25 protein-coding genes are annotated in these 21,776 nt (G+C 72.0%); 16 read left to right on the top strand and 9 right to left on the bottom strand.

The features are described from left to right. Nucleotides 1-325 precede the first annotated feature (325 nt). A complete protein-coding gene (locus IE212_RS23265) occupies nt 326-1,996 on the top strand; it encodes a serine/threonine protein kinase (protein ID WP_190199849.1) in 1,671 nt (556 codons plus the stop codon). Here the strand turns inward: IE212_RS23265 and IE212_RS23260 are convergent. Continuing rightward, complete coding sequence (locus tag IE212_RS23260; RefSeq protein WP_190199848.1) at nt 1,988-3,421, bottom strand: serine hydrolase domain-containing protein; 1,434 nt, start codon at nt 3,419-3,421, stop codon at nt 1,988-1,990. The two genes, IE212_RS23265 and IE212_RS23260, sit on opposite strands and share 9 nt — an antisense overlap. 73 nt (nt 3,422-3,494) lie before the next feature. On the opposite strand from IE212_RS23260, the gene IE212_RS23255 reads away from it, so the two are divergent. The 3 genes from IE212_RS23255 (at nt 3,495) to IE212_RS23245 (ending at nt 6,698) form a co-directional block, all read left to right on the top strand. Beyond that, a complete protein-coding gene (locus tag IE212_RS23255) occupies nt 3,495-4,466 on the top strand; it encodes an LLM class F420-dependent oxidoreductase (RefSeq protein WP_190199847.1) in 972 nt (323 codons plus the stop codon). Nucleotides 4,467-5,159: 693 nt separating this feature from the next. After that, nucleotides 5,160-6,200 carry a hypothetical protein gene (locus IE212_RS23250; RefSeq protein ID WP_190199846.1) on the top strand — a complete coding sequence of 347 codons (1,041 nt, stop codon included), beginning with the start codon at nt 5,160-5,162 and terminating at the stop codon, nt 6,198-6,200. Nucleotides 6,201-6,263: 63 nt separating this feature from the next. After that, nucleotides 6,264-6,698, top strand: a complete 435-nt coding sequence (locus IE212_RS23245) for an SsgA family sporulation/cell division regulator (protein WP_190199845.1) — start codon at nt 6,264-6,266, stop codon at nt 6,696-6,698. Nucleotides 6,699-6,767: 69 nt separating this feature from the next. On the opposite strand, the gene IE212_RS23240 is transcribed toward IE212_RS23245, so the two are convergent. After that, entirely contained in the window at nt 6,768-7,265 is a 498-nt protein-coding gene (locus IE212_RS23240) for a DUF6328 family protein (protein ID WP_190199844.1), read from the bottom strand. A 148-nt stretch (nt 7,266-7,413) separates the two neighbouring features. On the opposite strand from IE212_RS23240, the gene IE212_RS23235 reads away from it, so the two are divergent. Beyond that, nucleotides 7,414-7,761 carry a hypothetical protein gene (locus tag IE212_RS23235; protein ID WP_190199843.1) on the top strand — a complete coding sequence of 116 codons (348 nt, stop codon included), beginning with the start codon at nt 7,414-7,416 and terminating at the stop codon, nt 7,759-7,761. Nucleotides 7,762-7,776: 15 nt separating this feature from the next. On the opposite strand, the gene IE212_RS23230 is transcribed toward IE212_RS23235, so the two are convergent. After that, nucleotides 7,777-8,760 carry an aldo/keto reductase gene (locus IE212_RS23230; RefSeq protein WP_190199842.1) on the bottom strand — a complete coding sequence of 328 codons (984 nt, stop codon included), beginning with the start codon at nt 8,758-8,760 and terminating at the stop codon, nt 7,777-7,779. Between the two features lie 321 nt (nt 8,761-9,081). On the opposite strand from IE212_RS23230, the gene melC1 reads away from it, so the two are divergent. Further along, nucleotides 9,082-9,450, top strand: coding sequence for an apotyrosinase chaperone MelC1 (melC1, locus tag IE212_RS23225; RefSeq protein ID WP_190199841.1), 369 nt, complete (start codon nt 9,082-9,084; stop codon nt 9,448-9,450). Nucleotides 9,451-9,482: 32 nt separating this feature from the next. Continuing rightward, the gene (melC2, locus tag IE212_RS23220) at nt 9,483-10,304 is read left to right on the top strand and encodes a tyrosinase MelC2 (RefSeq protein ID WP_190199840.1); all 822 of its coding nucleotides are present in this window, start codon (nt 9,483-9,485) and stop codon (nt 10,302-10,304) included. Between the two features lie 19 nt (nt 10,305-10,323). On the opposite strand, the gene IE212_RS23215 is transcribed toward melC2, so the two are convergent. Both IE212_RS23215 and IE212_RS23210 read right to left on the bottom strand, forming a co-directional pair. Beyond that, a complete protein-coding gene (locus IE212_RS23215) occupies nt 10,324-11,025 on the bottom strand; it encodes a ribonuclease H family protein (RefSeq protein WP_190199839.1) in 702 nt (233 codons plus the stop codon). Nucleotides 11,026-11,078: 53 nt separating this feature from the next. Further along, nucleotides 11,079-11,876: a VOC family protein gene (locus IE212_RS23210; protein ID WP_190199838.1), complete on the bottom strand. Its 798-nt coding sequence runs from the start codon at nt 11,874-11,876 to the stop codon at nt 11,079-11,081. Between the two features lie 151 nt (nt 11,877-12,027). Between IE212_RS23210 and IE212_RS23205 the strand changes: the two genes are divergently transcribed. From IE212_RS23205 to IE212_RS23195, 3 genes are all read left to right on the top strand, one after another. Then, nucleotides 12,028-13,035, top strand: a complete 1,008-nt coding sequence (locus IE212_RS23205; protein WP_190199904.1) for a zinc-binding alcohol dehydrogenase family protein — start codon at nt 12,028-12,030, stop codon at nt 13,033-13,035. Nucleotides 13,036-13,235: 200 nt separating this feature from the next. Further along, nucleotides 13,236-14,138: an SGNH/GDSL hydrolase family protein gene (locus IE212_RS23200; RefSeq protein ID WP_190199837.1), complete on the top strand. Its 903-nt coding sequence runs from the start codon at nt 13,236-13,238 to the stop codon at nt 14,136-14,138. Between the two features lie 17 nt (nt 14,139-14,155). Continuing rightward, the gene (locus IE212_RS23195) at nt 14,156-15,046 is read left to right on the top strand and encodes an aminoglycoside phosphotransferase family protein (RefSeq protein WP_190199836.1); all 891 of its coding nucleotides are present in this window, start codon (nt 14,156-14,158) and stop codon (nt 15,044-15,046) included. A 46-nt stretch (nt 15,047-15,092) separates the two neighbouring features. Here IE212_RS23195 and IE212_RS23190 read toward each other — a convergent pair whose 3' ends face one another. After that, nucleotides 15,093-15,575 (bottom strand): VOC family protein, encoded by a 483-nt coding sequence (locus IE212_RS23190; protein WP_190199835.1) that lies wholly within the window; start codon nt 15,573-15,575, stop codon nt 15,093-15,095. Between the two features lie 254 nt (nt 15,576-15,829). Between IE212_RS23190 and IE212_RS23185 the strand changes: the two genes are divergently transcribed. After that, the gene (locus IE212_RS23185; RefSeq protein ID WP_190199834.1) at nt 15,830-16,471 is read left to right on the top strand and encodes an ATP-dependent Clp protease proteolytic subunit; all 642 of its coding nucleotides are present in this window, start codon (nt 15,830-15,832) and stop codon (nt 16,469-16,471) included. Then, a complete protein-coding gene (locus IE212_RS23180) occupies nt 16,471-17,073 on the top strand; it encodes a ClpP family protease (protein ID WP_190199833.1) in 603 nt (200 codons plus the stop codon). The genes IE212_RS23185 and IE212_RS23180 overlap by 1 nt, the downstream gene beginning before the upstream one ends. A 32-nt stretch (nt 17,074-17,105) precedes the next feature. Here IE212_RS23180 and IE212_RS23175 read toward each other — a convergent pair whose 3' ends face one another. Continuing rightward, complete coding sequence (locus IE212_RS23175; protein WP_190199832.1) at nt 17,106-17,519, bottom strand: helix-turn-helix domain-containing protein; 414 nt, start codon at nt 17,517-17,519, stop codon at nt 17,106-17,108. A gap of 207 nt (nt 17,520-17,726) precedes the next feature. Here IE212_RS23175 and IE212_RS23170 point away from each other — a divergent pair, with 207 nt between their 5' ends. Further along, nucleotides 17,727-18,614 carry an RNA polymerase sigma factor SigF gene (locus IE212_RS23170; RefSeq protein WP_190199903.1) on the top strand — a complete coding sequence of 296 codons (888 nt, stop codon included), beginning with the start codon at nt 17,727-17,729 and terminating at the stop codon, nt 18,612-18,614. A gap of 183 nt (nt 18,615-18,797) precedes the next feature. Here the strand turns inward: IE212_RS23170 and IE212_RS23165 are convergent, their stop codons facing one another. Then, nucleotides 18,798-19,262: an ATP-binding protein gene (locus tag IE212_RS23165; RefSeq protein ID WP_190199831.1), complete on the bottom strand. Its 465-nt coding sequence runs from the start codon at nt 19,260-19,262 to the stop codon at nt 18,798-18,800. 194 nt (nt 19,263-19,456) lie between these two features. Between IE212_RS23165 and IE212_RS35450 the strand changes: the two genes are divergently transcribed. The 3 genes from IE212_RS35450 to IE212_RS35445 are packed head-to-tail and all read left to right on the top strand — an operon-like array spanning nt 19,457 to nt 20,579. Then, nucleotides 19,457-19,585 carry a hypothetical protein gene (locus IE212_RS35450; protein ID WP_268250781.1) on the top strand — a complete coding sequence of 43 codons (129 nt, stop codon included), beginning with the start codon at nt 19,457-19,459 and terminating at the stop codon, nt 19,583-19,585. Further along, nucleotides 19,582-20,166, top strand: a complete 585-nt coding sequence (locus IE212_RS23160; RefSeq protein WP_190199830.1) for a PRC-barrel domain-containing protein — start codon at nt 19,582-19,584, stop codon at nt 20,164-20,166. The genes IE212_RS35450 and IE212_RS23160 overlap by 4 nt, the downstream gene beginning before the upstream one ends. Then, nucleotides 20,163-20,579, top strand: a complete 417-nt coding sequence (locus tag IE212_RS35445; protein ID WP_190199829.1) for a PRC-barrel domain-containing protein — start codon at nt 20,163-20,165, stop codon at nt 20,577-20,579. Before IE212_RS23160 ends, IE212_RS35445 begins: the two co-directional genes overlap by 4 nt. 1 nt (nt 20,580) lies before the next feature. On the opposite strand, the gene IE212_RS23150 is transcribed toward IE212_RS35445, so the two are convergent. After that, complete coding sequence (locus IE212_RS23150; RefSeq protein ID WP_229864529.1) at nt 20,581-21,714, bottom strand: DUF6777 domain-containing protein; 1,134 nt, start codon at nt 21,712-21,714, stop codon at nt 20,581-20,583. Between the last annotated feature and the right edge of the window lie 62 nt (nt 21,715-21,776).

Below are 21,776 nucleotides of genomic sequence, written 5' to 3'. Positions count from 1 at the left end.
GCGGAATCCGCCGCCGAATTCGCCGGAGGCATTCGAGTTCATCCGTCGAACGCTTCCGCATTTACCGTCGGTTACCACCTGGCCGGCCCCGGATTTGCGAATCCCCGGGCTTCGGTGGGTGAATTCACCCGGCCTCCGGCAGCCCAGGGCGGCCGAGGTGAGCCGCCTCGGGCCCCGCCAAAGACCGTTTTCTCTCGCACACGCGCTCCCAGTTCTTGAATAAAAGACAAGAATGAACACGGAGTTGTGATCCCGTTGAACGCAGCACGCCTCACGCCTCGTACCTCTGGAAAAGGTGAGAGCCAGTTTCCAGCGAGGGATGGCCATGGGCAGGGCGCACGTCTCCACACACCAGTTGGTCGTCGGCCGGTATCGGCTGCTCGAGATCGTCCAGCGCGAGACCAATCGCATCTGCTGGTACGCCGAGGACATCGGCACCGGCGAGTTCTCCCGGCCGTGCCTCGTCACGCAGGTCGGGCTCCCGGACAGCGCGTACGAGACCGAGCGGCGGGCCGCCGCCCGTCTGATGCGCACGTCCGAGAACATGGCGCTGCTGTGCCCCGGCCGGATCGCCGGGGTCGTGGACGCGGCCGAGGAGGCCGGCACCCTGTGGATCGTCAACGAGTGGATCGACGGCACCCCCCTCTGCGAACTCCTCTCGGAGCAGGGCACGTTCAACTACGTGCGGGCCGCCCGGGTCGGCCTGGAGCTGCTCGACGTGCTGGACGCCGCACACGCCGAGGGCATCACCCACGGTGAGCTGAGCCCCGGCCAGGTGTTCGTACGCGAGGACCATTCGATCGTCGTCACCGGCTACGGCCTGGCCGGTGCGACCCTGGCGCCCCGCCTCACCGCGCCCGCGTACGCCTCCCCGGAGCAGGCCCGTGACGAGCGCATCGGGCCCGCCGCCGACCTGTGGGCGCTCGGCGCGATCCTGTACACGATGGTCGAGGGGCGCCCGCCCTTCCGGGACCGGGGGCGTCCGGAGAACACCCTGAAGGGCGTGGACCGCCTGCCGCTGCGCACGCCGGTGCGCTCCGGGCCGCTGACGCAGGTCGTGCAGGGACTGCTGCGCAAGGACTCGCGGGAACGGCTGACCCGCCCGGTGGTCCGTGAGGCGCTGACCCGCGCACTCAGCGAGGATCCCGAGGCGGGCCTGGCGTCGGTTCCGGCTCCGCGGCTGCGCGGGGCGTACGCCGCCGTCCGGCCGGGAGGTGCGGCGTGGAGCAGACGGACCATGGTGGCCGGTACCGCGCTGGCCGTCGTCACGGTCGCGGTAGCCGTGCTCGCCGCGACGCAGGGACTGCCCGGCGGCGAGTCGGGCGGTGACGCGGCCGACGCGCCGGCCCGGCCGCCGGCCTCGGCCGCCTCGCCGGGCGAGGGCGGCGGCTCGGCCGGGCCCGTTCCGTCCGGCGGGGGGTCCAGCACGGCCAAGTCGCCCTCGCCCGAACCCACCCAGCCGTCCCCGAAGCCCAAGCCCCCGCCCACCCGGTCCGCCTCGCCCACCCGGTCCGCCCCGGCCACGGCCCTGCCGTCCGGCTTCCAGCGCTACCGGGCGCCGGAGGGCTTCTCCGTCGCGCTGCCCGAGGGCTGGAAGCGGCTGGACACCGACCGTCAGGGCGATCTGCGGTACCGGGTCGTCTTCGGTGCCGACGGCGACGACCGCACGCTGGCCGTCACCTACAGCGAACGCGTGGGCCCGGACCCGGTGGCCGTGTGGCGAAACGAGGTCGAACCGAACCTGAAGCAGTCGGGCCACTACAAGCGGATCGGCGAGATCCACGCGACGACGTACCAGGGACGTGAGGCCGCCGACATGGAGTGGACGGCGGACGTCGGCGGCACCCGGGTGCACACCTTCGGCAGGGGCTTCCTGCTGGGCGGCGGCCGGAGCTTCTCGCTGCGCTGGACGGCTCCAGACGCCGAGTGGGAGGACGGCGCGAACCAGGAGGCGTTGCGTACCGTCCTCAAGACGTTCCGGCCGGAATCACACTGAGCCGCGCGGGGCGCGCTGGGAGGTGAGGCGGCCGCCGTGCAGCGGCTGGGTGCGCCAGTGCGCGGTGACGGTCCGGTCGGCGAGGGAGCAGCTCAGCGCCAGGCGGTGCGGGGTCTCCAGGAACACCACGTCCAGGGCCAGCGTGCCGGCGTCGGTCCAGCCGCCGCTCACCGCCGTGGGGAGGGGTTCCTCAGCCACCGTCCAGCCCCCCGCTCCGATCCGCAGGCCGAGCTCGTCCCCGTCCCCCGCCCCGGTGAGCGTCAGCGTCCAGCCGTCCGTGTCCCGGGCGAGACCGGCCGCCCGGACCGGCCCGTCGCCGACGGCCGTGAACTGCGCGGCATCCCAGTCCTCGCCGCGTTCCGCGGGTGCGGGGCCGCCCGCGGCGGCGGGCAGCGTCAGGCCGGCGAGCCGCTCCGCCAGACTCGCGTCGGCTGCACGGCCGGGCAGCGGACCGGGGCCGAAGGCGGGCAGCAGATGCCTCCACACGAGGTTCAGGAAGTCCTGCATCCGTTCGGTGGCCGCGGTCGCGGCGATCACCGCGTCGTGCTCGGGCAGCACCAGGCAGAACTGGCCGTAGGCGCCGTCGCCCCGGTAACCGTGCCGGGACGTCCAGAACTGGTACCCGTAGCCCCGGTCCCAGTCCTGCCGGTCCACCTCCCCCATGGCTCCTGCGGTCGCGATGTGCGGCTGTGAGGCGCGGGCCGGCCACCCTTCCGGCAGCAGCCGCCGGCCGTCCCACACGCCGTCGTCGAGATACAGCCGGCCGAGCCGCGCGACGGCGTCGGTGGTGGCGTGCAGCCCGCTGAAGCCGATCTCGCGCCCGGTGCGGTCCCGCAGCCAGAACACCTCGCCGATGCCCAGCGGGTCCAGCAGGCGGGGCCGCAGGTACGCGCTGAGCGGCTGTCCGGTCACCCGCTGCACGATCGCGCCCAGGGTGTACGTGGTGGGCTGGTTGTAGGCGAAGACCGTGCCCGGGTCACGGTCGGGCGGGGTCAGCAGGAACCCGCGGACGGGCTCCGCCGGGTCCGTCCCGTAGGCCTCGTCGACGGTCTCCCGCTCGTGGCCGCTCGACATGGACGCCACGTGCCGTACGAGCATGGCCCGGCTGCGCGGATCGGTGATGTCGGCCTCGAACTCCGGGAAGTACGAGATCACCGGCGCGGCGAAGTCCAGCAGCCCCTCGGCCTCGGCAAGGGCGGCCGCGGTACCGGTGAAGCTCTTGCTGAGCGAGTACAGCAGGTGGGGGCGGTCGGGCGTGTACGGCGCCCACCAGCCGGAGGCGACCAGGTGTCCGTGCCGCAGGATCATCAGGCTGTGCGGCTCGATCTCCGGGGCCGCTTCGAGGGCGTCGAGGAAGGCGTGGACGCCCGAGGCGTCGACACCCTGGGCGGCGGGGCCGGAGGACGGCAGGGCGAAGGCACTCATGAGCCCATCCTGTACCCGTCGGCGGACCTTGATCGAGCCGTTTCCGCGCCCGCTGCCAGGGGACCCGGCGACCATGGTGCCGATCGGATACACGATGATGACCGAACAGGCCGGTCCGCGTGACCTCGTCGGCCACGTGGTGCGGGCCGAGGAGGCGGGCTTCGACTTCTCGGTGACCTCCGACCACTACTTCCCGTGGCTGCGTTCGCAGGGTCACTCGCCCTACGCGTGGGCCGTGCTCGGTGCGGCCGCCCAGGCCACGTCACGTATCCCGCTGATGACGTACGTGACGTGCCCGACGTTCCGCTACCACCCCGCCGTCGTGGCGCAGAAGGCGGCGACGCTGCAGCTGCTGTCGGAGGGCCGGTTCCGGCTGGGTCTCGGCTCCGGCGAGAACCTCAACGAGCACGTGGTGGGCGGCGGCTGGCCCTCCGTCGACGTACGGCACGAGATGTTCGAGGAGGCCGTGGAGATCATCCGTGCCCTCTTCAAGGGCGGACACGTCAATCACCACGGCACCCACTTCGACGTGGAGTCGGCCCGTTTGTGGGATCTGCCGGACGAGGCGCCGCCCATCGGTGTCGCCGTCTCCGGGGAGCGGTCGTGCGAACTCGCCGGCCGGCTCGGCGATCTGGTGATCGCCACCGAGCCCAAGGCGGGGCTGCTGGAGGCGTTCGACCGGCACGGCGGCGAGGGCAAGCCCCGGGTGGGCCAGCTGCCGGTGTGCTACGACCCGGACCGGGACACGGCCGTCAAGCGCGCCCACTCCCAGTTCCGCTGGTTCGGCAGCGGCTGGAAGGTCAACTCGGAGCTGCCGCACCCGGATTCCTTCGAGGCGGCGACGCAGTTCGTCACGCCGGACGACGTGGCCGAGGCCATTCCGTGCGGTGACGACCCGGAGGCGTTCGTCGAGGCCGTCCGCCCGTACGCCGAGGCCGGTTTCACCGAGGTCGCCCTGGTCCAGATCGGTGGCGAGTCGCAGCCGGCGTATCTGGACTGGGCGGAGAAGACCTTGCTGCCGGCTCTGCGCGACGCGTTCGGCTGAGGTCCGCCGCCAGCGTCTCGACAGCCTGTTCGGCCAGTTGAGCCCTCCGCTGCGGGGGGCTCTCCTTCACGAGTGAGCTGATCCGCTGCGCCTCCTCGGTGGTGGGCAGGATCCCCGCCAGCAGCAGGGGCAGCACCAGGCGCCGCACGAGCACCTCGCCCTCGGAGGTGACCTGCGGTCTGCGCACCACCGAGACGCCGACCCGGATCGCGTGTTCGTTGCCCGGCGGGACGCCCGGCCGGTCCGTCTCGATCGCGGCGTAGCGGAAACCGTGCGCCAGGTCGCAGGACGGGCAGCCGGCCGGTCGAGGGCGGCGTCCACCACCCGCCAGTCGTGCCGCTCGGGCTCGGCCGCGACCATCTCGGCCAAGGTCCGCTCCTCGCCGCCGACGGCGTCGAAGTGCCGCAGGAAGGCGGCCCACTCCCCCTCGACGATGGCGTCCACCAGCTCACGGCAGGCGGTACACGCGGGGGCGCCGCCGTACTCGTATCCGCCGCACCGGGCGCAGCGACGCAGCGGCGCACCGACCTCGGGTCGCACCACGCCGCGCATCGTCGCACATCCGTCAACGGTGCGGGAAACGATGTACGGCCAGGGGCACCATGGGCGGTGAACGGCGAGGTCAGCGGGTGCCGGTAGTCTTCCGTCCGCACGTCGTGCCGCCCCGTCCGCACCCTCTCAGGAGAGTCGTCCGTGACCGTTGCCCTCACTCCGCCCGAGACGTCCCCCGCGACCGGCGCGCCCGCCTGCGACCTGATCGCGCGGGACGCGCGGGAGTTCGGGGTGTACGCCCGGACCGGAGGGTGGGCGTTCGGGCTGAAGGTGGCGCGCAGCGTGCGGCCGGGCGGGCAGGGCGCGGACGAGACTCCGAAGGTGTCCGCGAAGGAGTTCGCGGAGCTCGCCGGGTGTTCCCCGGAGCGTGTCATGCGCTACTACAAGGCGTGGGACCGGGCGGCCGACGACGGTCTGGTCCCGCAGTTCGAGGCCCTGACGCCGGGCCAGGAGGTGGAGCTGCCGGACGGCGACGTATGGCTCAGCTACTACGTCTCCCGCAACAGCGCCACATCCGAACGCGGCACCGCCATCACCGAGGCCGCCGAGGCGGAGGGCATCCGGCCCACCAAGGCGCTGGAGGTGGCGGAGAACCCCACCGCCCTGCGCGCCGCGATCCTCGCCGACCCCTCCACCGCCCGTGCCGCCCGCCAGGCCCTGCTGGACCGGGTCCGGGAGGATCCGGACCTCCAGGCCGAGCTGGCCCGTGACGTGGTGCGCACCGACGAGCTGAAGAAGGCCGTCGCCGGTGAGAGCCGGGTGGCCGACCGGATCGGGTACGTGCGCCAGATCGCCGAGTCGGGGCAGATCAAGACGCCCGCCGGGCAGACCGTCGAGGCACCGGCCGACCTCCGCCAGGAGGCCGAGCGGCACCTGTCGCTCATCGACGAGCTGGACGACGGCGAGGACTCCGGGGAGTGGGCCGCCGAGGCCTACGACACCATGAAGTCCCTCGTCGTCGAGGCCGTGGAGACCGACCCCGGCCTGCGGGTGCGGGAGCGGCGCACGAAGTTCTACAGCAGCCTCCAGAAGGCGACGAAGGTGTTCGAGGAACTGACCTTCGACGACGCCGGGGAGTTCTACGAGGACGACATGGTCGAGCGTCTGGAAGATCTCCAGCGGGCCGTGGCCGTCTGCATCGAGTCGCTGCGCGGGGTCCGCGGGAATCACCCGGAGGGCTGAGCATTTCGCGGAGATCGGGGGTACTAGAGGGCTCTACGTCGGTTCCTTCCGGAGGCCCCTCTCGTGAACTCGTTCGTCCACAAGACCCTGGTGGTGCAGCTGCAGACGGGTGGCACGGACCGCACGGACCGCTTCTCCGTGCTCGCCCACCTGAGCTACGACACCACGGACCCGTTCGCCGTCACGGTCGTCTTCAGCCACGACGGCCGCGTCCTCGCCCGGTGGCAGCTCGACCGGGAGATGCTCGGTGACGCGCTGCGGCGTCCCGTCGGGGTGGGGGACGTGCGGATGCGTCCCGAGTCACGGGGGGTGTGGCGGGAACTGCGCATGGAGTTCCTCGGTGACGCCCGGCCCGACGGCGGCCGTCATCACGCGGTGGTGTTCGCCTGGGCCCCGGCGTTGGCGGCGTTCCTCCGGGAGACCCACGAGCTGGTCCCGCCGGGCCGCGAGGAGGTCCACGTGGACGACTTCCTCGCGGACGTCATCGCCGGGGGCTGAGCGGGGGCGAGCCGAGGAGCCGCACTGGTGCGCAGGGCTCGCCCCGGCCGTGCCGGTGAGGACCGCCCGTCACTCCGACGTGTGACGGTATCGGGCCCATATCGGCAGGACGAACCAGCACAGCAGGTACCAGCAGACCACGCCGGCGACCAGGTAGGGCACGAAGCCGTCGTGCGTGGCCACGCGCAGGATCAGCAGCAGTGAGGCGGTCGTCGTCGCGAGCAGCAGCACGAGGCCGAGCAGGGTCAGCCGGGAGGCGAGCCGCACCGCTTGGGGTTTGATGCGCCGCCCGGAGACGAGGCGGTGCAGGGACACCGGTCCGATGAGGGCCCCGGTCGCGCACGCGCCGAGGACGACCGTGACCATGTAGATCGTCTGGTCCGTGCCGGTCAGGTCGTCGTACTTCTCGGTGAACACCACGGTGAGCAGGAAACCGAACAGGATCTGCACGCCCATCTGGGCCACGCGGACCTCCTGGATGAGCTCCTGCCACATCCGGTCCGCTCTCTCCTCCTCGGTCTCGTTGCGCCCCCGGCGCCTGGGCCCGCCCTCTGCCGCGTCCGCCACTGTTCCTCCCCGGTGTGTGAGCCGAAGTGCTTCCCTCACGCGTGTTCCCCGAAAGCCACTGCCGTCCCGGCCACGCGGCGGTTTGAGCGATCAGCGGACGGTTACACGGACGGCGACCTGACGCACAGCTCTAGGAGGTCGTGGACGCATGTCCGGTACGCAGCTCACCGTGACGCTCAGCGGCGGGGGCGCCGACGACGCCCGCGCGGTCGTGCGGGCCCTGGAAGGCACGTTCGGGGCGCCGGACGAGCTTCCCGCCGACGAGAACGCGACGGTGCACATGGCGACCTTCGACGGGGGCACGGACGCCGGTCCCGCCGGAAGCACCGAGAGGGGAACCGAGCGCCTGTCGGCGCCGGTCACCGTCACCGTGCAGGGCTCCCCCGAGGCCGTGCGGCGGGCGAGCGACACGCTCGCCCGGGCCTTCACCGCCCGCGACGACGGTGCCGCGTCCGGCGACCAGGAGCAGGAGAGGCAGCTGCTCCTGGTGCCGTGAGCGGAGCCAGGCGCTCTACCAGCGCGATTCCACCTGATCCTTGATCCGCCGGTCGTAGAGGTCGCGGATCGCCGCCATCGTCTCGTCGGACAGCTCCGGCAGCCGGGCGGCGGCCGCGTTGGCGCGCGCCTGCTCGGGTGAGCGGGCGCCGGGGATCACGGTGGTCACACCGGGCTGCTGGATGATCCAGCGCAGCGCGAGCTGGGCCGGGGTGTACCCCTCGGGGGCGAGCGCGGCGAACTCGGCGGCCGCCTCGACGCCGGTGACGTAGTCGACGCCGGAGAAGGTCTCGCCGACGTCGAAGGACTCGCCGTGCCGGTTGTAGGTGCGGTGGTCGTTGTCGGGGAAGACCGTCTCCCTCGTGTACTTGCCCGACAGCAGACCGGAGGCCAGCGGGACGCGGGCGATGATGCCGACGCCCGCCTCGCGGGCGGCCGGGAGCACCTCGCGCAGGGGTTTCATGCGGAACGGGTTGAGGATGATCTGCACGCTGGCCACGCCCGGCCGGGCGATCGCGGTCAGTGCCTCCTCGCAGGTCTCGACGCTGACGCCGTAGGCGGCGACGCGCTCCTCCTCGACGAGGGTGTCGAGGGCGTCGAACACCTCGTCCCTGGAGTAGACGGGCGTCGGCGGGCAGTGCAGCTGCACCAGGTCGACGCGGTCCACGCCGAGGTTGCGCCGGGAACGGTCGTTCCAGGCGCGGAAGTTGTCGAGCACGTAGTTCCCGGGGATCTGGTCGGCCCGGCGGCCCATCTTGGTGGCCACCAGGACGTGCAGGTCCGGCCTGCCGCTGAGGAGCGCGGCGATGGTCTGCTCGCTGCGGCCGTCGCCGTACACGTCGGCGGTGTCGAAGAAGGTCACTCCGGACTCGGCCGCCGTCTCCAGTACCGCGAGGGCGTCCTTGTCGTCGACGTCGCCCCAGTCGGCACCCAGCTGCCACGTACCGAGACCGACGACGGAAGCGTGCTGACCCGACCTGTCGAATGTGCGCTCGTCCATGAGCCCCAGTCTGTCATCCGTGGCGCCCGGGGCGAGGTGTGCCCGCACCGCGAGAGATCGCGCCAGTTTCGCATCGTGACGCGCACCACGAGCGGCGGGCGGGGCGGGGAGAAAGACCGGCACACCGTCCCTTCCGGGGCGGAATTTCCCCTTCCGATCCCGCGCGGGTGCCCACGAACGACAAGATCATCCTGGTTCAACCTTGCACCACATGAGGCGAATTGCCCGGAACAAGGCCAACCGGCTCGCGGGGATTTCTCCCGGTACCGGAGGTGGCGGTAGGCATGCGGGGCCATCACCGAACGAAACCAGGAGATCCGTATGCCGGAACTCAGCCGTCGCCGTGCGCTCAGCGCCGCGGCCGTCCTCGCCGCGTCCGCGGGCACACTGCCGGGGATGACCCCGGCCGCAGCCGCCGGGCACCACGGCTCGCCGGCCACCTTCGACGAGGTCTACAAGGGCCGCCGGATACAGGGCCGGCCGACGACCGGGGCCGGTCACCACCATCACGGCGCCGGATACACGGTCCTCGTCGACGGCGTGGAGCTGCATGTGATGCGCAACGCCGACGGCACCTGGATCAGTGTCGTCAGCCACTACGCCCCGGTGGCCACCCCACGCGCCGCCGCCTGCGCAGCCGTCGACGAACTGCAGGGCGCGCCCCTGCTGCCCTTCCCCGCCGCCGGCTGACCCGTCCCGAAAGGCACCTGGAGCACCCGCACATGACCGTCCGCAAGAACCAGTCCGCCCTCACCGCCGACGAGAAGCGGCGTTTCGTCACCGCCCTCGTCGAGCTGAAGCGCAGCGGCCGTTACGACGAGTTCGTCACGACGCACAACGCGTTCATCGTCTCCGACACCGACGACGGCGAGCGGACGGGACACCGCTCACCGTCCTTCCTGCCCTGGCACCGAAGATTCCTCCTGGAGTTCGAGCGGGCGCTGCAGGCGGTTGACGCGTCGGTGGCCCTGCCGTACTGGGACTGGACCGTGGACCGTTCGCCGCGCGCCTCGCTGTGGGCGCCCGACTTCCTCGGCGGAACCGGTCGCGAGCGTGACGGCCGGGTGCCGGACGGGCCGTTCGCCGCCGCCGGCGGCAACTGGCCGATCAACGTACGGGTCGACGGCCGTACGTTCCTGCGTCGCACCCTCGGTTCCGGGGGACGCGCGCTGCCGACGGCGGCCGAGGTCGAGTCGGTGCTGTCGATGCCGACGTACGACATGGCGCCCTGGAACAGTGCCTCGGACGGCTTCCGCAACCACCTCGAAGGGTGGCGGGGGGTCAATCTGCACAACCGGGTGCACGTCTGGGTCGGCGGGCACATGGCCACCGGGGCCTCTCCCAACGACCCGGTGTTCTGGCTGCACCACGCGTACGTGGACAAGCTGTGGGCCGAGTGGCAGCGCCGGCACCCGGGCTCCGGTTATCTGCCGGTCGCGGGCACGCCGAACGTGATCGACCTGCACGAGACGATGCGGCCGTGGCACGACACGAGTCCGGCTGATCTGCTGGACCACACGCCGCACTACACGTTCGACGTCTGACCGGCTCCGGACCGGCTGATCAGACGGTCGCCGCCGTCCGGCACTCCGGGTGGCCCCAGCCCGCGTCGTTCTTGGCGATGGGCTCGCCCGCGGCGTAGGAGCGGCCGCACTGGCAGCGGCCGGGGAACTTCGCCTTGATGGTGCGCGACGAGGTCTTCTTCGCGGTGCGCGCCGTCCCGCCGCGCGACCGGGAGCGCGGGGCCTTGACCGGGGCGTCCGGGGCGGGCGGCGGTTCGGGCGAACCGAGCTCGCTGCCCGCGGGCTCCTGGACGGTGGCGGCCTGGCTGGCGGCGCGGTCGGCGAAGTCGTTGAGCCGGTCGCCGTCGACCTGGTGCGCGGGCACGTAGCGGAACTCGACCGAGCGGCCGTCCAGCAGCTCGTCGATACGCACGACGAGGTCCTGGTTGGCGACCGGCTTGCCGGCGGAGGTCTTCCAGCCGTTGCGCTTCCAGCCGGGCAGCCAGGTCGTCACGGCCTTCATCGCGTACTGCGAGTCCATCCGGATCTCGAGCGGCACGCCGGGGTCGGTCGCGGCCAGCAGGCGCTCCAGCGCGGTGAGTTCCGCGACGTTGTTGGTGGCCTTGCCGAGCGGCCCGGCCTCCCAGCGCACCGGGCTCTCAAAAGCGTCGGCGACGACCCAGGCCCAGCCCGCGGGCCCGGGGTTTCCCTTCGAAGCCCCGTCACACGCGGCCACAACACGTTCAGACATGGGCCCGATCATGCCATGGCGGCACGGGCCGCCCGGCCGGGAGGGGCCGCGGACACTCCTCCTGCTCAGGACACGTCGGTCAGCTTCGGCATGTCGCCCTCGGTCGTGGTGGTGTCGATCACCGAGAAGTCGGCCCCCTGCGGATCGCTGATCGCGGCGAACCGGCCGAACGGGGTGGTCATCGGCCCGAAGCGCAGCACACCGCCCAGCTCGGTGGCCTTCGCCACGGCCTCGTCGCAGTCCTCGACGGCGAAGTAGACGTTGATGTACGGCGGCATCTCGGGCGGGAACTCCCCGGTCATCCTCATCCGGCCCAGCACGCTGCGCTCCCCCAGGTCATAGATCCGGAAGTCCATCTCGCCGTCCTCCATGTCCCGCTGCCGGTAGGAGAAGACGGCGGGGAAGAACGCGTCGGACTTCTCAGGTTCGCGGGTGAAGACCTCGGCCCAGGTGTAGGCACCCGGTTCGGCCACCACCTCGAAGCCCTCGTGGGTGCCCGCCTGCCAGACGCCGAAGACCACGCCGCCGGGGTCGCGGGCCAGGCACATGCTGCCGAAGTCGCCGACCCGCATCGGCTCCATCAGCACCTCGCCGCCGTTGTCGCGGATGCGGGCGGCGGTGGCGGCGGCGTCCTCGGCGGCGATGTACAGGCACCACTGCGACTGGCCCTCCTGCCCGGGCATGGGCGGGACGACCGCGGCGGCCGCCTTGCCGTTCGCGTACGCCTGGGTGTAGTCGCCGTACTCCGCCGACGCCTCGGCGAAGGTCCAGCCGAGGACGTCTCCGTAGAAGTTCTTGGCGCCTTCGAGGTCGCTGAACATCGCGTCGGCCCAGCACGGGGTTCCTTCGGGTTGCACGGCCATGACCACGACCCTCTCGAAATGAGCGGACAGTCCGTTTCCTCACGCTAGTCACCCGTGGGTCGGCCCGCGCGCCGAGCGGGCGGTTCCGTCGCAGACTGGGCTGGGAGGCCACCTCGGCGGGACGAGGAGCGACGGCATGGCGGACGGGACGATGCGCGCGTGGTCGGTGGTCCGGCCGGGTCCGGTCGAGGAGGGGTACCTGCGGCCGGTCCGGAAACCGGTGCCCGTGCCCGCGGACGACGAGCTGCTCGTGCGGGTACGCGCCTGCGGCGTCTGCCGCACCGACCTGCATGTCACCGAGGGCGACCTGCCCGTGCACCGGCCAGGCGTCACGCCCGGTCACGAGGTGGTCGGCGAGCTCGCCGGGGCTGGTGCGGGGGTTCGCGGCTTCGAGGCGGGCTGCCGGATCGGCGTGGCCTGGCTGCGGCACACGGACGGCGGTTGCGCGTACTGCGTGCGCGGCGCGGAGAACCTCTGTCCCCGCTCCGAGTACACGGGCTGGCACGCCGACGGCGGTTACGCGGAGTACACCACGGTGCCGGCCGCGTTCGCGTACCGGCTGCCCAAGGACGTCCCGGACGTGGCGCTGGCGCCCCTGCTGTGCGCGGGCATCATCGGCCACCGCGCGCTGCGCCGGGCCGCGCTGCCGCCCGGCGGGCGGCTCGGGCTGTACGGCTTCGGGGGCAGCGCCCATCTCTGCGCGCAGGTGGCGATCGCCGAGGGTGCCACCGTGCACGTCATGACGCGCGGTGCGCACGCCCGGCGGCTGGCGCTGGAGCTGGGCGCGGCCTCCGCGCAGGACGCGTACGCGGAGCCGCCCGAGCCGCTGGACAGCGCGATCCTGTTCGCGCCGGCGGGCGAGCTGGTGCCGGTCGCACTGCGGGCCCTCGACCGGGGCGGCGTCCTGGCGATCGCGGGCATTCATCTCACGGACACGCCGCCGCTGCACTACGAGACGGAGCTGTTCCACGAGAAACAGCTGCGCAGCGTCGCCTCCAACACCCGCGAGGACGGCCGCGAGTTCCTGTCCCTGGCGGCGAGGTACGGCGTACGCGCGACGACGCACCGGTATCCGCTGTCGCGGGCCGCGGAGGCACTCGGCGATCTCAAGGCGGGGCGGTTCGACGGGGCGGCGGTGCTGGTGAACGACTGGACGTGAGGAGGCTCCGGTCAGGGCGTGGCGCAGACCCGGGCAAGGGCGGCCGAAGGCCGTGCCGGCTGATCGCGGCCGATGTGGCCTGACCGATCGTCAAATCGTCGGCCATGAACGCATGCCGATGGCCGGCCCGCGTCTTCCGCTGCGGCCGGTGCTGTGCTTGCCTGGGGAGCCGTTTCGCCGGCCGGGGCGGGAGTTGCCGTATGCGCGGACCGTGGATCGTGGGAGTGCTGTTGGCGGGGCTGCTGCTCGGTGCGTGCGGCGATCCGTCGTCCGGCCCGGAGGCGCCCCCGCCGTCCGCCCCGGCCGGGTCCGCCACGACCCACCAGCGGGCTCCCGCCTCACCCGGTGCCCGCACGCCCGTGAAGGCGCCCAGGGTGCTGTACCTCGGCGACTCGCTCGCCATGGAGAACCAGAACGTCCTGGGCCGGGAACTGCGCCGCGAGCTGAGGGCCGGGTACAGGAGCGTCCCCTACTCGGGCACCACCCTGTGCGACTACCTGGAGGGCACGGCGGAGCGGTCGCTCGTACCGGCACGGGACAAGGCGGCCGCGCTGGTGCGCTCACTGCGGCCGGACTTCGTGGTGCTGCAGTTCTGGGGCAACGCCTGGGACTTCACCTGGTGCATGGACGGCATCACGTACGACGCGTCCCGGGAGAAGTACTTCAGGCGGTACGAGGCCGACGCGCACCGGCTCATCGAGCAGATCACCGCGGCCGGCGGATCCCACCGGCCGCGGATCGTGTGGGTGCTGCAGGGGCCGGACCCGATCACGCCCGACCGGGTGCGGCGTGTGAACGGCCTCTACGAGCGGCTGGCCGCCGCCTCGGACGGCCTCGTAGCCGATGCCGGGAAGACGGTGAGCCCGGCCCCGGACCGCTACACCTGGACGCAGTACCTGCCCTGCACCGCCCACGAGCGCGCCCGCCCCGGCTACTGCACCCAGCCGGGCCGTGACCGGACGGCCCTGCACCGGGACGACGACTACCTGCACTTCTGCCTGGCGCCCACCACGTCCACACCGAAGCCCTGTCCCGTTCGCTCCCCCGGCATCCTGCGCATCGCCCGGGAGATCACCGAAACCATTCGACAGTCGGCGCCCTGACCGCTCGAATGGGTGCCATGAGCGCGGTGCGGATGCATGAGGACGAACTGGATGTCGACGTCTCGCTGGTCGGCCGGCTGATCGGGGCTCAGTTCCCGCGGTGGGCCGGGCTGCCCGTGCGGCGCCTCGCGTCCTCGGGGACCGAGAACGCCATGTTCCGCCTCGGTGCGGACAAGGTGGTGCGGCTCCCCCGGCATCCCCGGGCCGTCGAGGCGATCGCCCACGAACTGCGCTGGCTGCCGCGGCTGGGGCCGGGCCTGCCCGCCGCCGCGCCGGAACCTCTGGGGCGGGGCGAGCCCGGCGAGGACTTCCCGTGGCCTTGGTCGGTGTACCGCTGGCTGGACGGCCACAACCCGGTCCCGGGTGAGCTCGAGGAACCCGAGCTGCTCGCCGGGGACCTGGCGGACTACGTCACGGCCCTGCGCCGGATCGATCCGGCAGAAGGCCCGGCCGGCTACCGGGGCGTGCCGCTGGCGACCCGGGACCCGTTCCTGCGGGACGCGCTCGCGCAACTGGCGGGGCGGGTCGACACCGCGGCGGTGACGGAGGTGTGGGAGGAGGCCCTGCGCGCCCCGGAGTACGCCGGTCCGCCGCTCTGGGCGCACGGCGATCTGATGGCCGGGAACCTGCTGATCACGGATGGACGGCTGACCGGCGTGATCGACTACGGCACGGTGGGGGTGGGCGATCCCGCGGTCGACCTCATCGCCGCCTGGTGTCTGCTGCCCGCCGGGGCCCGTGGTGTCTTCCGCGAGGCCATGGGCGTGGACGGGGCCGAGTGGGCCCGGGGGCGCGGCTGGGCCCTGTCGATCGCGGTCATCGCGCTGCCGTACTACTGGGAGACGAACCCGCCGGTCGCGGCGAACTCCCGGCATGTCATCAGGGAGATCCTGGCCGAGACGGCGTAGGGGCGGAGGCCGTCACTCGCGGGCGGCCCCGTCCCTCGGGGATACGTCACTCCCCCGCGTACGCCCTTTCCAGGGCCGCGAGGTCGAACTTGCCCATCGCCATGAAGGCCTGGGTCACGCGGGCCGCCCTCGCCGGGTCCGGGTCGCAGATCATCTCGTCGAGCCGGTCCGGGACGACCTGCCAGGACAGGCCGTACTTGTCCTTGAGCCAGCCGCAGGGGCCGGGCTCGCCGCCGTTCTCGGTGAGCCTTGCCCAGTAGTAGTCGATCTCCTCCTGGTTCTCGCAAGTGATCATGAAGGAGGTCGCCTCGGTGAAGCTGAACTGCGGTCCGCCGTTCAGCCCGAGGAACCTGTGGCCGTTCGCCGTGAACTCGACGGTCATCACGCTGCCGGCGGGCCGGGGTGCTCCCTCGGGGTAGCGGGCGACCTTGCCGACGCTGGAGTTCTTGAAGACCGAGACGTAGAAGTGGGCGGCCTCCTCGGCCTGGCCGTCGAACCAGAGACACGTGGTGAAGCCGTCGGATGCCATGAGTACCTCCCGGAGCGTGGGTCGCTGTCATCCATGTCGACCGGCCCGCGCCGCGAAACTCATCGGTCGGGCGGGGGCGTTCTTCCGGCGGTCGCGCGACAGGAGCCGAGCCGGTGCACTCCGCCGGCAGCGGATCTGCCCAGGGCAGAGAAACCGCCTGTGGTCGTCGTCCGAGGTCAAGAGTGGAGCCGACGGCACGTCCGCGGTCCGACCGCGGTCGGTCCGCGGCACTTCTGCCACGACGAGGAGAACCGATGACTCCACTCACGACACTCGCCCCGCGGGCGGAGGAGGGCGACACCCCTCCGACCCGCTTCGACGACCATCTCGCCGCCCAGCTGCTCGCGCAGCGCATCGTGCTGCTGGGCACCCAGGTCGACGAGGTCTCCGCGAACCGGATCTGCGCCCAGCTGCTGATCCTGTCCGCCGAGGACCCGCGCACCGACATCAGCCTGTACATCAACAGCCCGGGCGGCGCGGTGCACGCCGGTCTCGCCATCTACGACACGATGCGCCTCATCCCCAACGACGTCTCCACTCTGGCCATGGGCTTCGCGGCCAGCATGGGCCAGTTCCTGCTCAGTGTCGGCGCGCCGGGCAAGCGCTACGCCCTGCCGAACGCGCGCATCATGATGCACCAGCCGTCGGCGGGCATCGGCGGCACCACCGCCGACATCGAGATCCAGGCGGAGAACCTGGAGCACACCAAGCGGACCATCGAGCGGATCACCGCCGAGCACACCGGCCAGAGCCCGGAGACCATTTCCAGGGACGGGGACCGCGACCGGTGGTTCACGGCCGAGGAGGCCAGGGAGTACGGCATGGTGGACCAGGTCGTGGCGTCCCTGACGGACGTCCGCCCGGCGGCCACCCGGCGCAGGATGGGGCTTCAGTGATGGGGACGTACACGATTCCGAACGTCGTCGAGCGCACCCCGCAGGGCGAGCGGTCCTACGACGTGTTCAGCCGGTTGCTGTCCGAGCGGATCATCTTCCTCGGCACCGAGATCGACGACGGTGTCGCCAACGTCGTCATCGCGCAGCTCCTCCATCTGGAGTCGGCGTCCCCGGAGAGCGAGATCGCGATCTACATCAACTCCCCGGGCGGCTCGTTCACTTCGCTCATGGCCATCTACGACACCATGACGTTCGTGCAGGCCCCGGTCTCCACCCTGTGCGTCGGGCAGGCGGCCTCGACGGCGGCCGTGCTGCTGGCCGGCGGGGATCCCGGCCGGCGGTATGTACTGGAGCACGCGCGGGTGCTGCTCGGGCAGCCGGCCACCGGGGGGCGACGCGGCATGGTCTCCGATCTGGCGCTCCAGGCCAAGGAGATGGTGCGGATCCGCTCCCAGGTCGAGGAGGTGCTGGCCCGGCACACCCACCACGACGTGGCGACCCTGCGGGCCGACATGGACCGCGACAAGGTGTTCACCGCCCAGGAGGCGGTGGGCTACGGGCTGGCCGACGAGGTACTCAGCCGGCGCCTCGTCAAGATCTGAGGCGCCGGCCGGCCCGCGGGGATCAGCACCGATCAGGCAGCCAGGCACAGTCCGTCGTGCGACGGCGGGGACACCGCCCGACGGCTGCCGCCCGCGTACCGCGAGGTGACGCGGGCCAGTTCGCCCTGCGCCCTGGACAACAGGTCACCGAGGCCCAGTCCGAGGGCGCGGGCGGCGGCCGCGAGGACCTCCGAGGAGGCCTCCTTGCGGCCGCGCTCCACCTCGGAGAGGTACGGCATGGAGATCCGCGCCTCGTCGGCGACGTCCTTCAACGTGCGTTCCTGCGCCAGACGTTCACGGCGCAGGACGTCACCGATCAGGTCGCGCCACAGGGGCTCCTTCGCGGCGGGCGCGGGGGACGTCCGGCGGGGCGGGGCACCGTCAGGGCGCGCGGAGTGCGGGCGCAGCGGGACGACTCGGGCTTCGTTCGGCACGTGGTGGCTCACTGCTCCAGCCTAGGAATCCCGCCCGCCGAGGGAAGGGCCCGGCGTTGCGCCCTGGGTGGAATCACCGGAACCACAACGTTCGGAACGGCGGGTTCCGCTCCTTTTCGGCCGGGCGTAAAGTCAGGGGGCATGGTGCGGGACGACCCGGGTACCCGCAACTCGGGAGTACCTAGGCAGATGTCCGCCGTGACTTTCGTGGGAGAGGTAATGGAGAGCGCCGTGATCCGGTCGAAGGCACAGGCCGCCGAGCAGAACGCCGAGGCCGGCGCGGGGGACGGAGCACTGCCCGGAGTCGTGGACCCCCGGTCCGTGGCCCCGCGGGACGCCAGGGAGCTGTCCCGCCAGTTCTTCCAGCGCCTGACGGAACTCGAAGAGGGCACGCACGAGTACCAGTACGCGCGCAACACCCTGATCGAGATGAACATGTCGCTCGTGCGGTTCGCGGCCGGCCGGTTCCGGGGCCGCGGTGACGACATGGAGGACATCGTCCAGACCGGCATGATCGGCCTGATCAAGGCCATCGACCGGTTCGAGCTGTCGCGCGAGGTCGAGTTCACGTCCTTCGCGCTGCCGTACATCGTCGGCGAGATCAAGCGTTTCTTCCGGGACACCACGTGGGCGGTGCACGTCCCGCGGCGGCTCCAGGAGCTGCGAGTGGAGCTGGCCAAGGCCCGTGAGGAGCTCGCCAGCCGGCTGGACCGTGAGCCGACGGTCGCCGAACTGGCCACGCTGATGAACATCTCCGAGAAGGAGGTCGTCGAAGGGCAGATCGCCTCCAACGGCTACAACTCGTCGTCGCTGGACGCCGCGCTCACCGGTGACGGCCCGGAGGGCGGCGAAGCGGTCCTGGCCGACTTCATCGGCGTGGAGGAGGACGGTCTGCGGCTCGTCGAGGACTTCCACTCGCTCGCCCCGCTGATGGCCGAGCTCAGCGAGCGCGACCGGCAGATCATCCACATGCGGTTCGTGGAGGAGGCCACCCAGGCGGAGATCGGTGAGCGGCTCGGCTGCTCCCAGATGCACGTCTCCCGGCTGATCAAGCGGATCATCACGCGACTGCGCCAGGGCATGCTCGGCGAGCTGGGCTGCGCCTGACACGGCCGGCCAGGACGGAGCCGGCGGGTGCCGTCCCTCTTCTTTTCCGGAGTGGGGCGGCACCCGCGAGTGTGTCCGGGGCGCAGTGGTCGCCGCGCACGACTGAAGGCTGCCGCCGACGACGCGACGCAGAAGCGGACGGCTCGCAGGCGGCCCGCCGGACGCTCCTGCCTTCCGGAGGGCCTATCCGCTGGTTTCGCTGCCGAGGGGCAGCACGGCGCGCACCCGCTTGCCCACCGGCACCCGTTCCACGCTGACCTGCTCCGCGAGCGCGTGCACGATCTCCAGACCGTGCCGCCCGATGCGCTCGGGGTTGCGGGGGAAGATGCGGGGCAGCGCGGAGCTGCTGTCGTAGACCGAGACCGTCACCGAGGTGTCCGTCCCGACGAGTTCCAGGATGTACGGCCCGTTGCTGTGCCGGTCCGCGTTGGTGACAAGCTCGCTCACCACGAGCTGTACCGCGCCGTCGGACCGGTCGTCGATGCGCGCGCACCACTCGGTCCTGAGCTGGTCGAGAAAGAGCGCGGCGAAGGACCGCGCGTCGGCGATACATCCCTGCTCGCCGGAATAGTGCGCCGCCCGCCGAAGCGGTTCCACGGGCACGTCGAAACCAGTCGGTATCACTGCCCCGTCCAGGTGGTCGATCATGCGTTTCTCTCTGGGAAGCCGGACTGGCCGGACGCTCTGCACCAGTGCTCGTACCCCGAGCCGGGCTTTGCAGTCCTGCCGGGTCTTCGGCGCGTCCCGCAGGGCATTGTGCCCCGCGCGCGGGGCACCCGGAAGTCAGGGACCGGTCGAGGGCGGCCGGTGCGGATCGCCGGAGGTGCGCGGTGGTCTGGTGGATGTGGCTGGTAATGGTGGTCGCGGCGCTCGCCGCCGTCACGGTGGTGACGCTCGCCGTGCAGGCCGGGCGGCGGTCGGGCACGGTCATCGCGGTCCGGCGCCGGCGCGGTGGGAAGGGCCTGCCATGAACGAGCTGATGGCGGCACGCAGCCTGACGACCCGGCCGGTGGTCACCCTGGGCGGCGATGCGGTCGCCCAGGTCAAGGACACCGTCTTCGATGCCGCGGCCGGGCGGATCACCGGCTTCACACTCAGCGGCCGGGGGCTGCTGTCGGGTCCGCTGAAGCAGAGCCTGCCGTGGTCCGGGGTGCACGCGCTGGGCCATGACGCGGTCATGATCGCCGATGCGGGTGTCCTGGCCGAAACGCCCGTCGTGGTGGCGCGCCGTGAGGCCCAGCAGGGCCGGGTGCTGCACGCACGGGTGCTGACGGACGAGGGCACCGAGGTCGGCACGGTCCTCGACGTGGTCGTGGAGGGCGGCACCAGCGGCCGGGTGGTGGGCTTCCGGATCGCCGCGGACAAGTCGCTGGTGCGGGGTTCGAGGCGCCGTCGGCACCGGGTGTACGTCCCACGGGGCGAGACGCTCGCCGTTTCGGGCCGGGCGCTGGTCATCCCCGCTGACGCCACCCGCTACGTCGCCGACGACCTGCCCTCCTTCGCGGCCCGGCTCGGCGCCTTCCACGACGGCCGGAAGGAGGCGCCGTCATGATGCTGTTCTCGCAGACACGGGGGCTGCCGGTGCTGACGCTGACCGAAGCTGAGGAGATCGGCGTCCTGAGGTCGCTGACGGTCGACGCCCGATCGGGTGTGGTCACCCACGTGCGGGTACGTGGCAGGCACGCCCGCAAGGAGACGGTGCTGGCCTGGGGCGCGCTGCACGCCGTGGGACCGGACGCCGTGCTCGTCCGCTCGGTGGCCGCCCCGGCCGAGGCGCCGCCGCACCACGAACTGCCGGGTCTCAGGATCCTCGCCGAGACGGGCGACCAGCTCGGCACGGTCCAGGACGTCGTGTTCGAGCCGGAGACCGGCCGCATCGAGGCGGTCCGCACCGTCCAGGGCGATCTGCCGGCCGATCGTCTGCTCGGGCTCGGCGAGTACGCGCTGGTGGTCCGCGCCGGCTGAGTCAGGATGCCGGGGCCTGCTCCGACGTGTCTCCCCCGGTGCCGGTCCCGGTGTCGTTGCCGGTCTCGTTCCCGGTCGGTGGCGGCGACTGGTCCGTCGGCGGCTCCGACGACGTCTCCGTGTCCGAGGTCGGCGGTTCGCTCGTGGGCGGCTTCGACGAGGTCGAGTCGGTCGGCGACGTCGGGGTGGTCACCGGCGGGGACGACTTGTCCGGCGGTTCGGTCTTGCGGTCCTTCTTGCCCGTGTCGCCCTCGTGGCGCTCGAACCACTCGCCGTCGGGCTCGCACAGGACGAAGACGTCGACCGGCTCCAGCGCGGGTATGACCCTGACGATGCCCGACGACTTGTACCCCGGCCACTTGTCGCCGGCCGTCTTCGGCGCGTTCTGCTGGGGAACCGGCGGGCTCAGCGGGTTGCCGCACGCACAGCGCGCCCGGGGCACGCCGCGGTCGTCGACGAGTACGGCCGTGCCGGCCTGAAGGACGGCCTGGTAGCTGGTCGCCCGGCCGTCCTGGTAACCGTGGTTGGTGACCCAGGTGTCCATACGCAGCTGCACGGGTGTGAGCGAACGCAGATAGGCGGGGACGCCGGACGGCTCGATGCGCTGGACCGAGGCGAACGCACGCTGCTTGTCCGGGGTCTTCCCGAGATACGTGATCTGCTTCTCCACGTCGCAGCTGGAGACGTTGCGGGTACCGCCGTACAGGCCGGGCGTGCCGCCCTGCACGCCCTGGACGGCGTTCTGCGACGCCGTCCCGGCGGGCGAGGGCGTGACCGGCGGGGCGGAGCTCTGCTCGGCCGTCGAGTCGGTGAACGGGTCCGGGCCGGTGTCGGCCGCCGGCTGGAGGAAGACGTCGCCGTCGGACGTGCTGGTGGCACCGTCGGAGGCGTCGGTGCCGCCGTCTGACCGGGTGAACACCACGGCCAGGATCACGGCCACCACGACGGCGCCGGCGATCAGCGCGACCCGGGGCACGGACCCCCACCACGGACGGCGGGGCCCCGGTGAGGTGCCGCCGCCGCTCGGCGGCTCGGAGGGCGGCCCGCCGCCCCCCGGCGGCGGCTGGGAGGGGCCGGACAGCGGGCCGGAGGGAGGCCCTGTGGGGCGGCCGGACGACGGCGGTTCGACGCTCACGAGCTCTTCTTCCCATGTGGTTCTCTGCGGCCTTCACGCACCTGACCGTCCGGTCATGGTGT

The organism is Streptomyces djakartensis (genome assembly GCF_014651075.1).
In the GTDB taxonomy this organism is placed as follows: Bacteria; Actinomycetota; Actinomycetes; order Streptomycetales; family Streptomycetaceae; genus Streptomyces; species Streptomyces djakartensis.
This window is presented reverse-complemented; position numbering and strand designations above follow the sequence as displayed.

Coding starts and splice junctions, on each gene's coding strand:
- IE212_RS23190 (WP_190199835.1), bottom strand. CDS start 15,575: ATGGCATCCGACGGCTTCACCACGTGTCTCTGGTTCGACGGCCAGGCC.
- IE212_RS23200 (WP_190199837.1), top strand. CDS start 13,236: ATGCGCGGACCGTGGATCGTGGGAGTGCTGTTGGCGGGGCTGCTGCTC.
- IE212_RS35445 (WP_190199829.1), top strand. CDS start 20,163: ATGATGCTGTTCTCGCAGACACGGGGGCTGCCGGTGCTGACGCTGACC.
- IE212_RS23210 (WP_190199838.1), bottom strand. CDS start 11,876: ATGGCCGTGCAACCCGAAGGAACCCCGTGCTGGGCCGACGCGATGTTC.
- IE212_RS23185 (WP_190199834.1), top strand. CDS start 15,830: ATGACTCCACTCACGACACTCGCCCCGCGGGCGGAGGAGGGCGACACC.
- IE212_RS23170 (WP_190199903.1), top strand. CDS start 17,727: ATGGAGAGCGCCGTGATCCGGTCGAAGGCACAGGCCGCCGAGCAGAAC.
- IE212_RS23230 (WP_190199842.1), bottom strand. CDS start 8,760: ATGGACGAGCGCACATTCGACAGGTCGGGTCAGCACGCTTCCGTCGTC.
- IE212_RS23205 (WP_190199904.1), top strand. CDS start 12,028: ATGCGCGCGTGGTCGGTGGTCCGGCCGGGTCCGGTCGAGGAGGGGTAC.
- IE212_RS23255 (WP_190199847.1), top strand. CDS start 3,495: ATGGTGCCGATCGGATACACGATGATGACCGAACAGGCCGGTCCGCGT.
- IE212_RS23260 (WP_190199848.1), bottom strand. CDS start 3,421: ATGAGTGCCTTCGCCCTGCCGTCCTCCGGCCCCGCCGCCCAGGGTGTC.
- IE212_RS23215 (WP_190199839.1), bottom strand. CDS start 11,025: ATGATCGGGCCCATGTCTGAACGTGTTGTGGCCGCGTGTGACGGGGCT.
- IE212_RS23265 (WP_190199849.1), top strand. CDS start 326: ATGGGCAGGGCGCACGTCTCCACACACCAGTTGGTCGTCGGCCGGTAT.
- IE212_RS35450 (WP_268250781.1), top strand. CDS start 19,457: ATGTGGCTGGTAATGGTGGTCGCGGCGCTCGCCGCCGTCACGGTGGTG.
- IE212_RS23235 (WP_190199843.1), top strand. CDS start 7,414: ATGTCCGGTACGCAGCTCACCGTGACGCTCAGCGGCGGGGGCGCCGAC.
- IE212_RS23165 (WP_190199831.1), bottom strand. CDS start 19,262: ATGATCGACCACCTGGACGGGGCAGTGATACCGACTGGTTTCGACGTG.
- IE212_RS23180 (WP_190199833.1), top strand. CDS start 16,471: ATGGGGACGTACACGATTCCGAACGTCGTCGAGCGCACCCCGCAGGGC.
- melC1 (WP_190199841.1), top strand. CDS start 9,082: ATGCCGGAACTCAGCCGTCGCCGTGCGCTCAGCGCCGCGGCCGTCCTC.
- IE212_RS23195 (WP_190199836.1), top strand. CDS start 14,156: ATGAGCGCGGTGCGGATGCATGAGGACGAACTGGATGTCGACGTCTCG.
- melC2 (WP_190199840.1), top strand. CDS start 9,483: ATGACCGTCCGCAAGAACCAGTCCGCCCTCACCGCCGACGAGAAGCGG.
- IE212_RS23160 (WP_190199830.1), top strand. CDS start 19,582: ATGAACGAGCTGATGGCGGCACGCAGCCTGACGACCCGGCCGGTGGTC.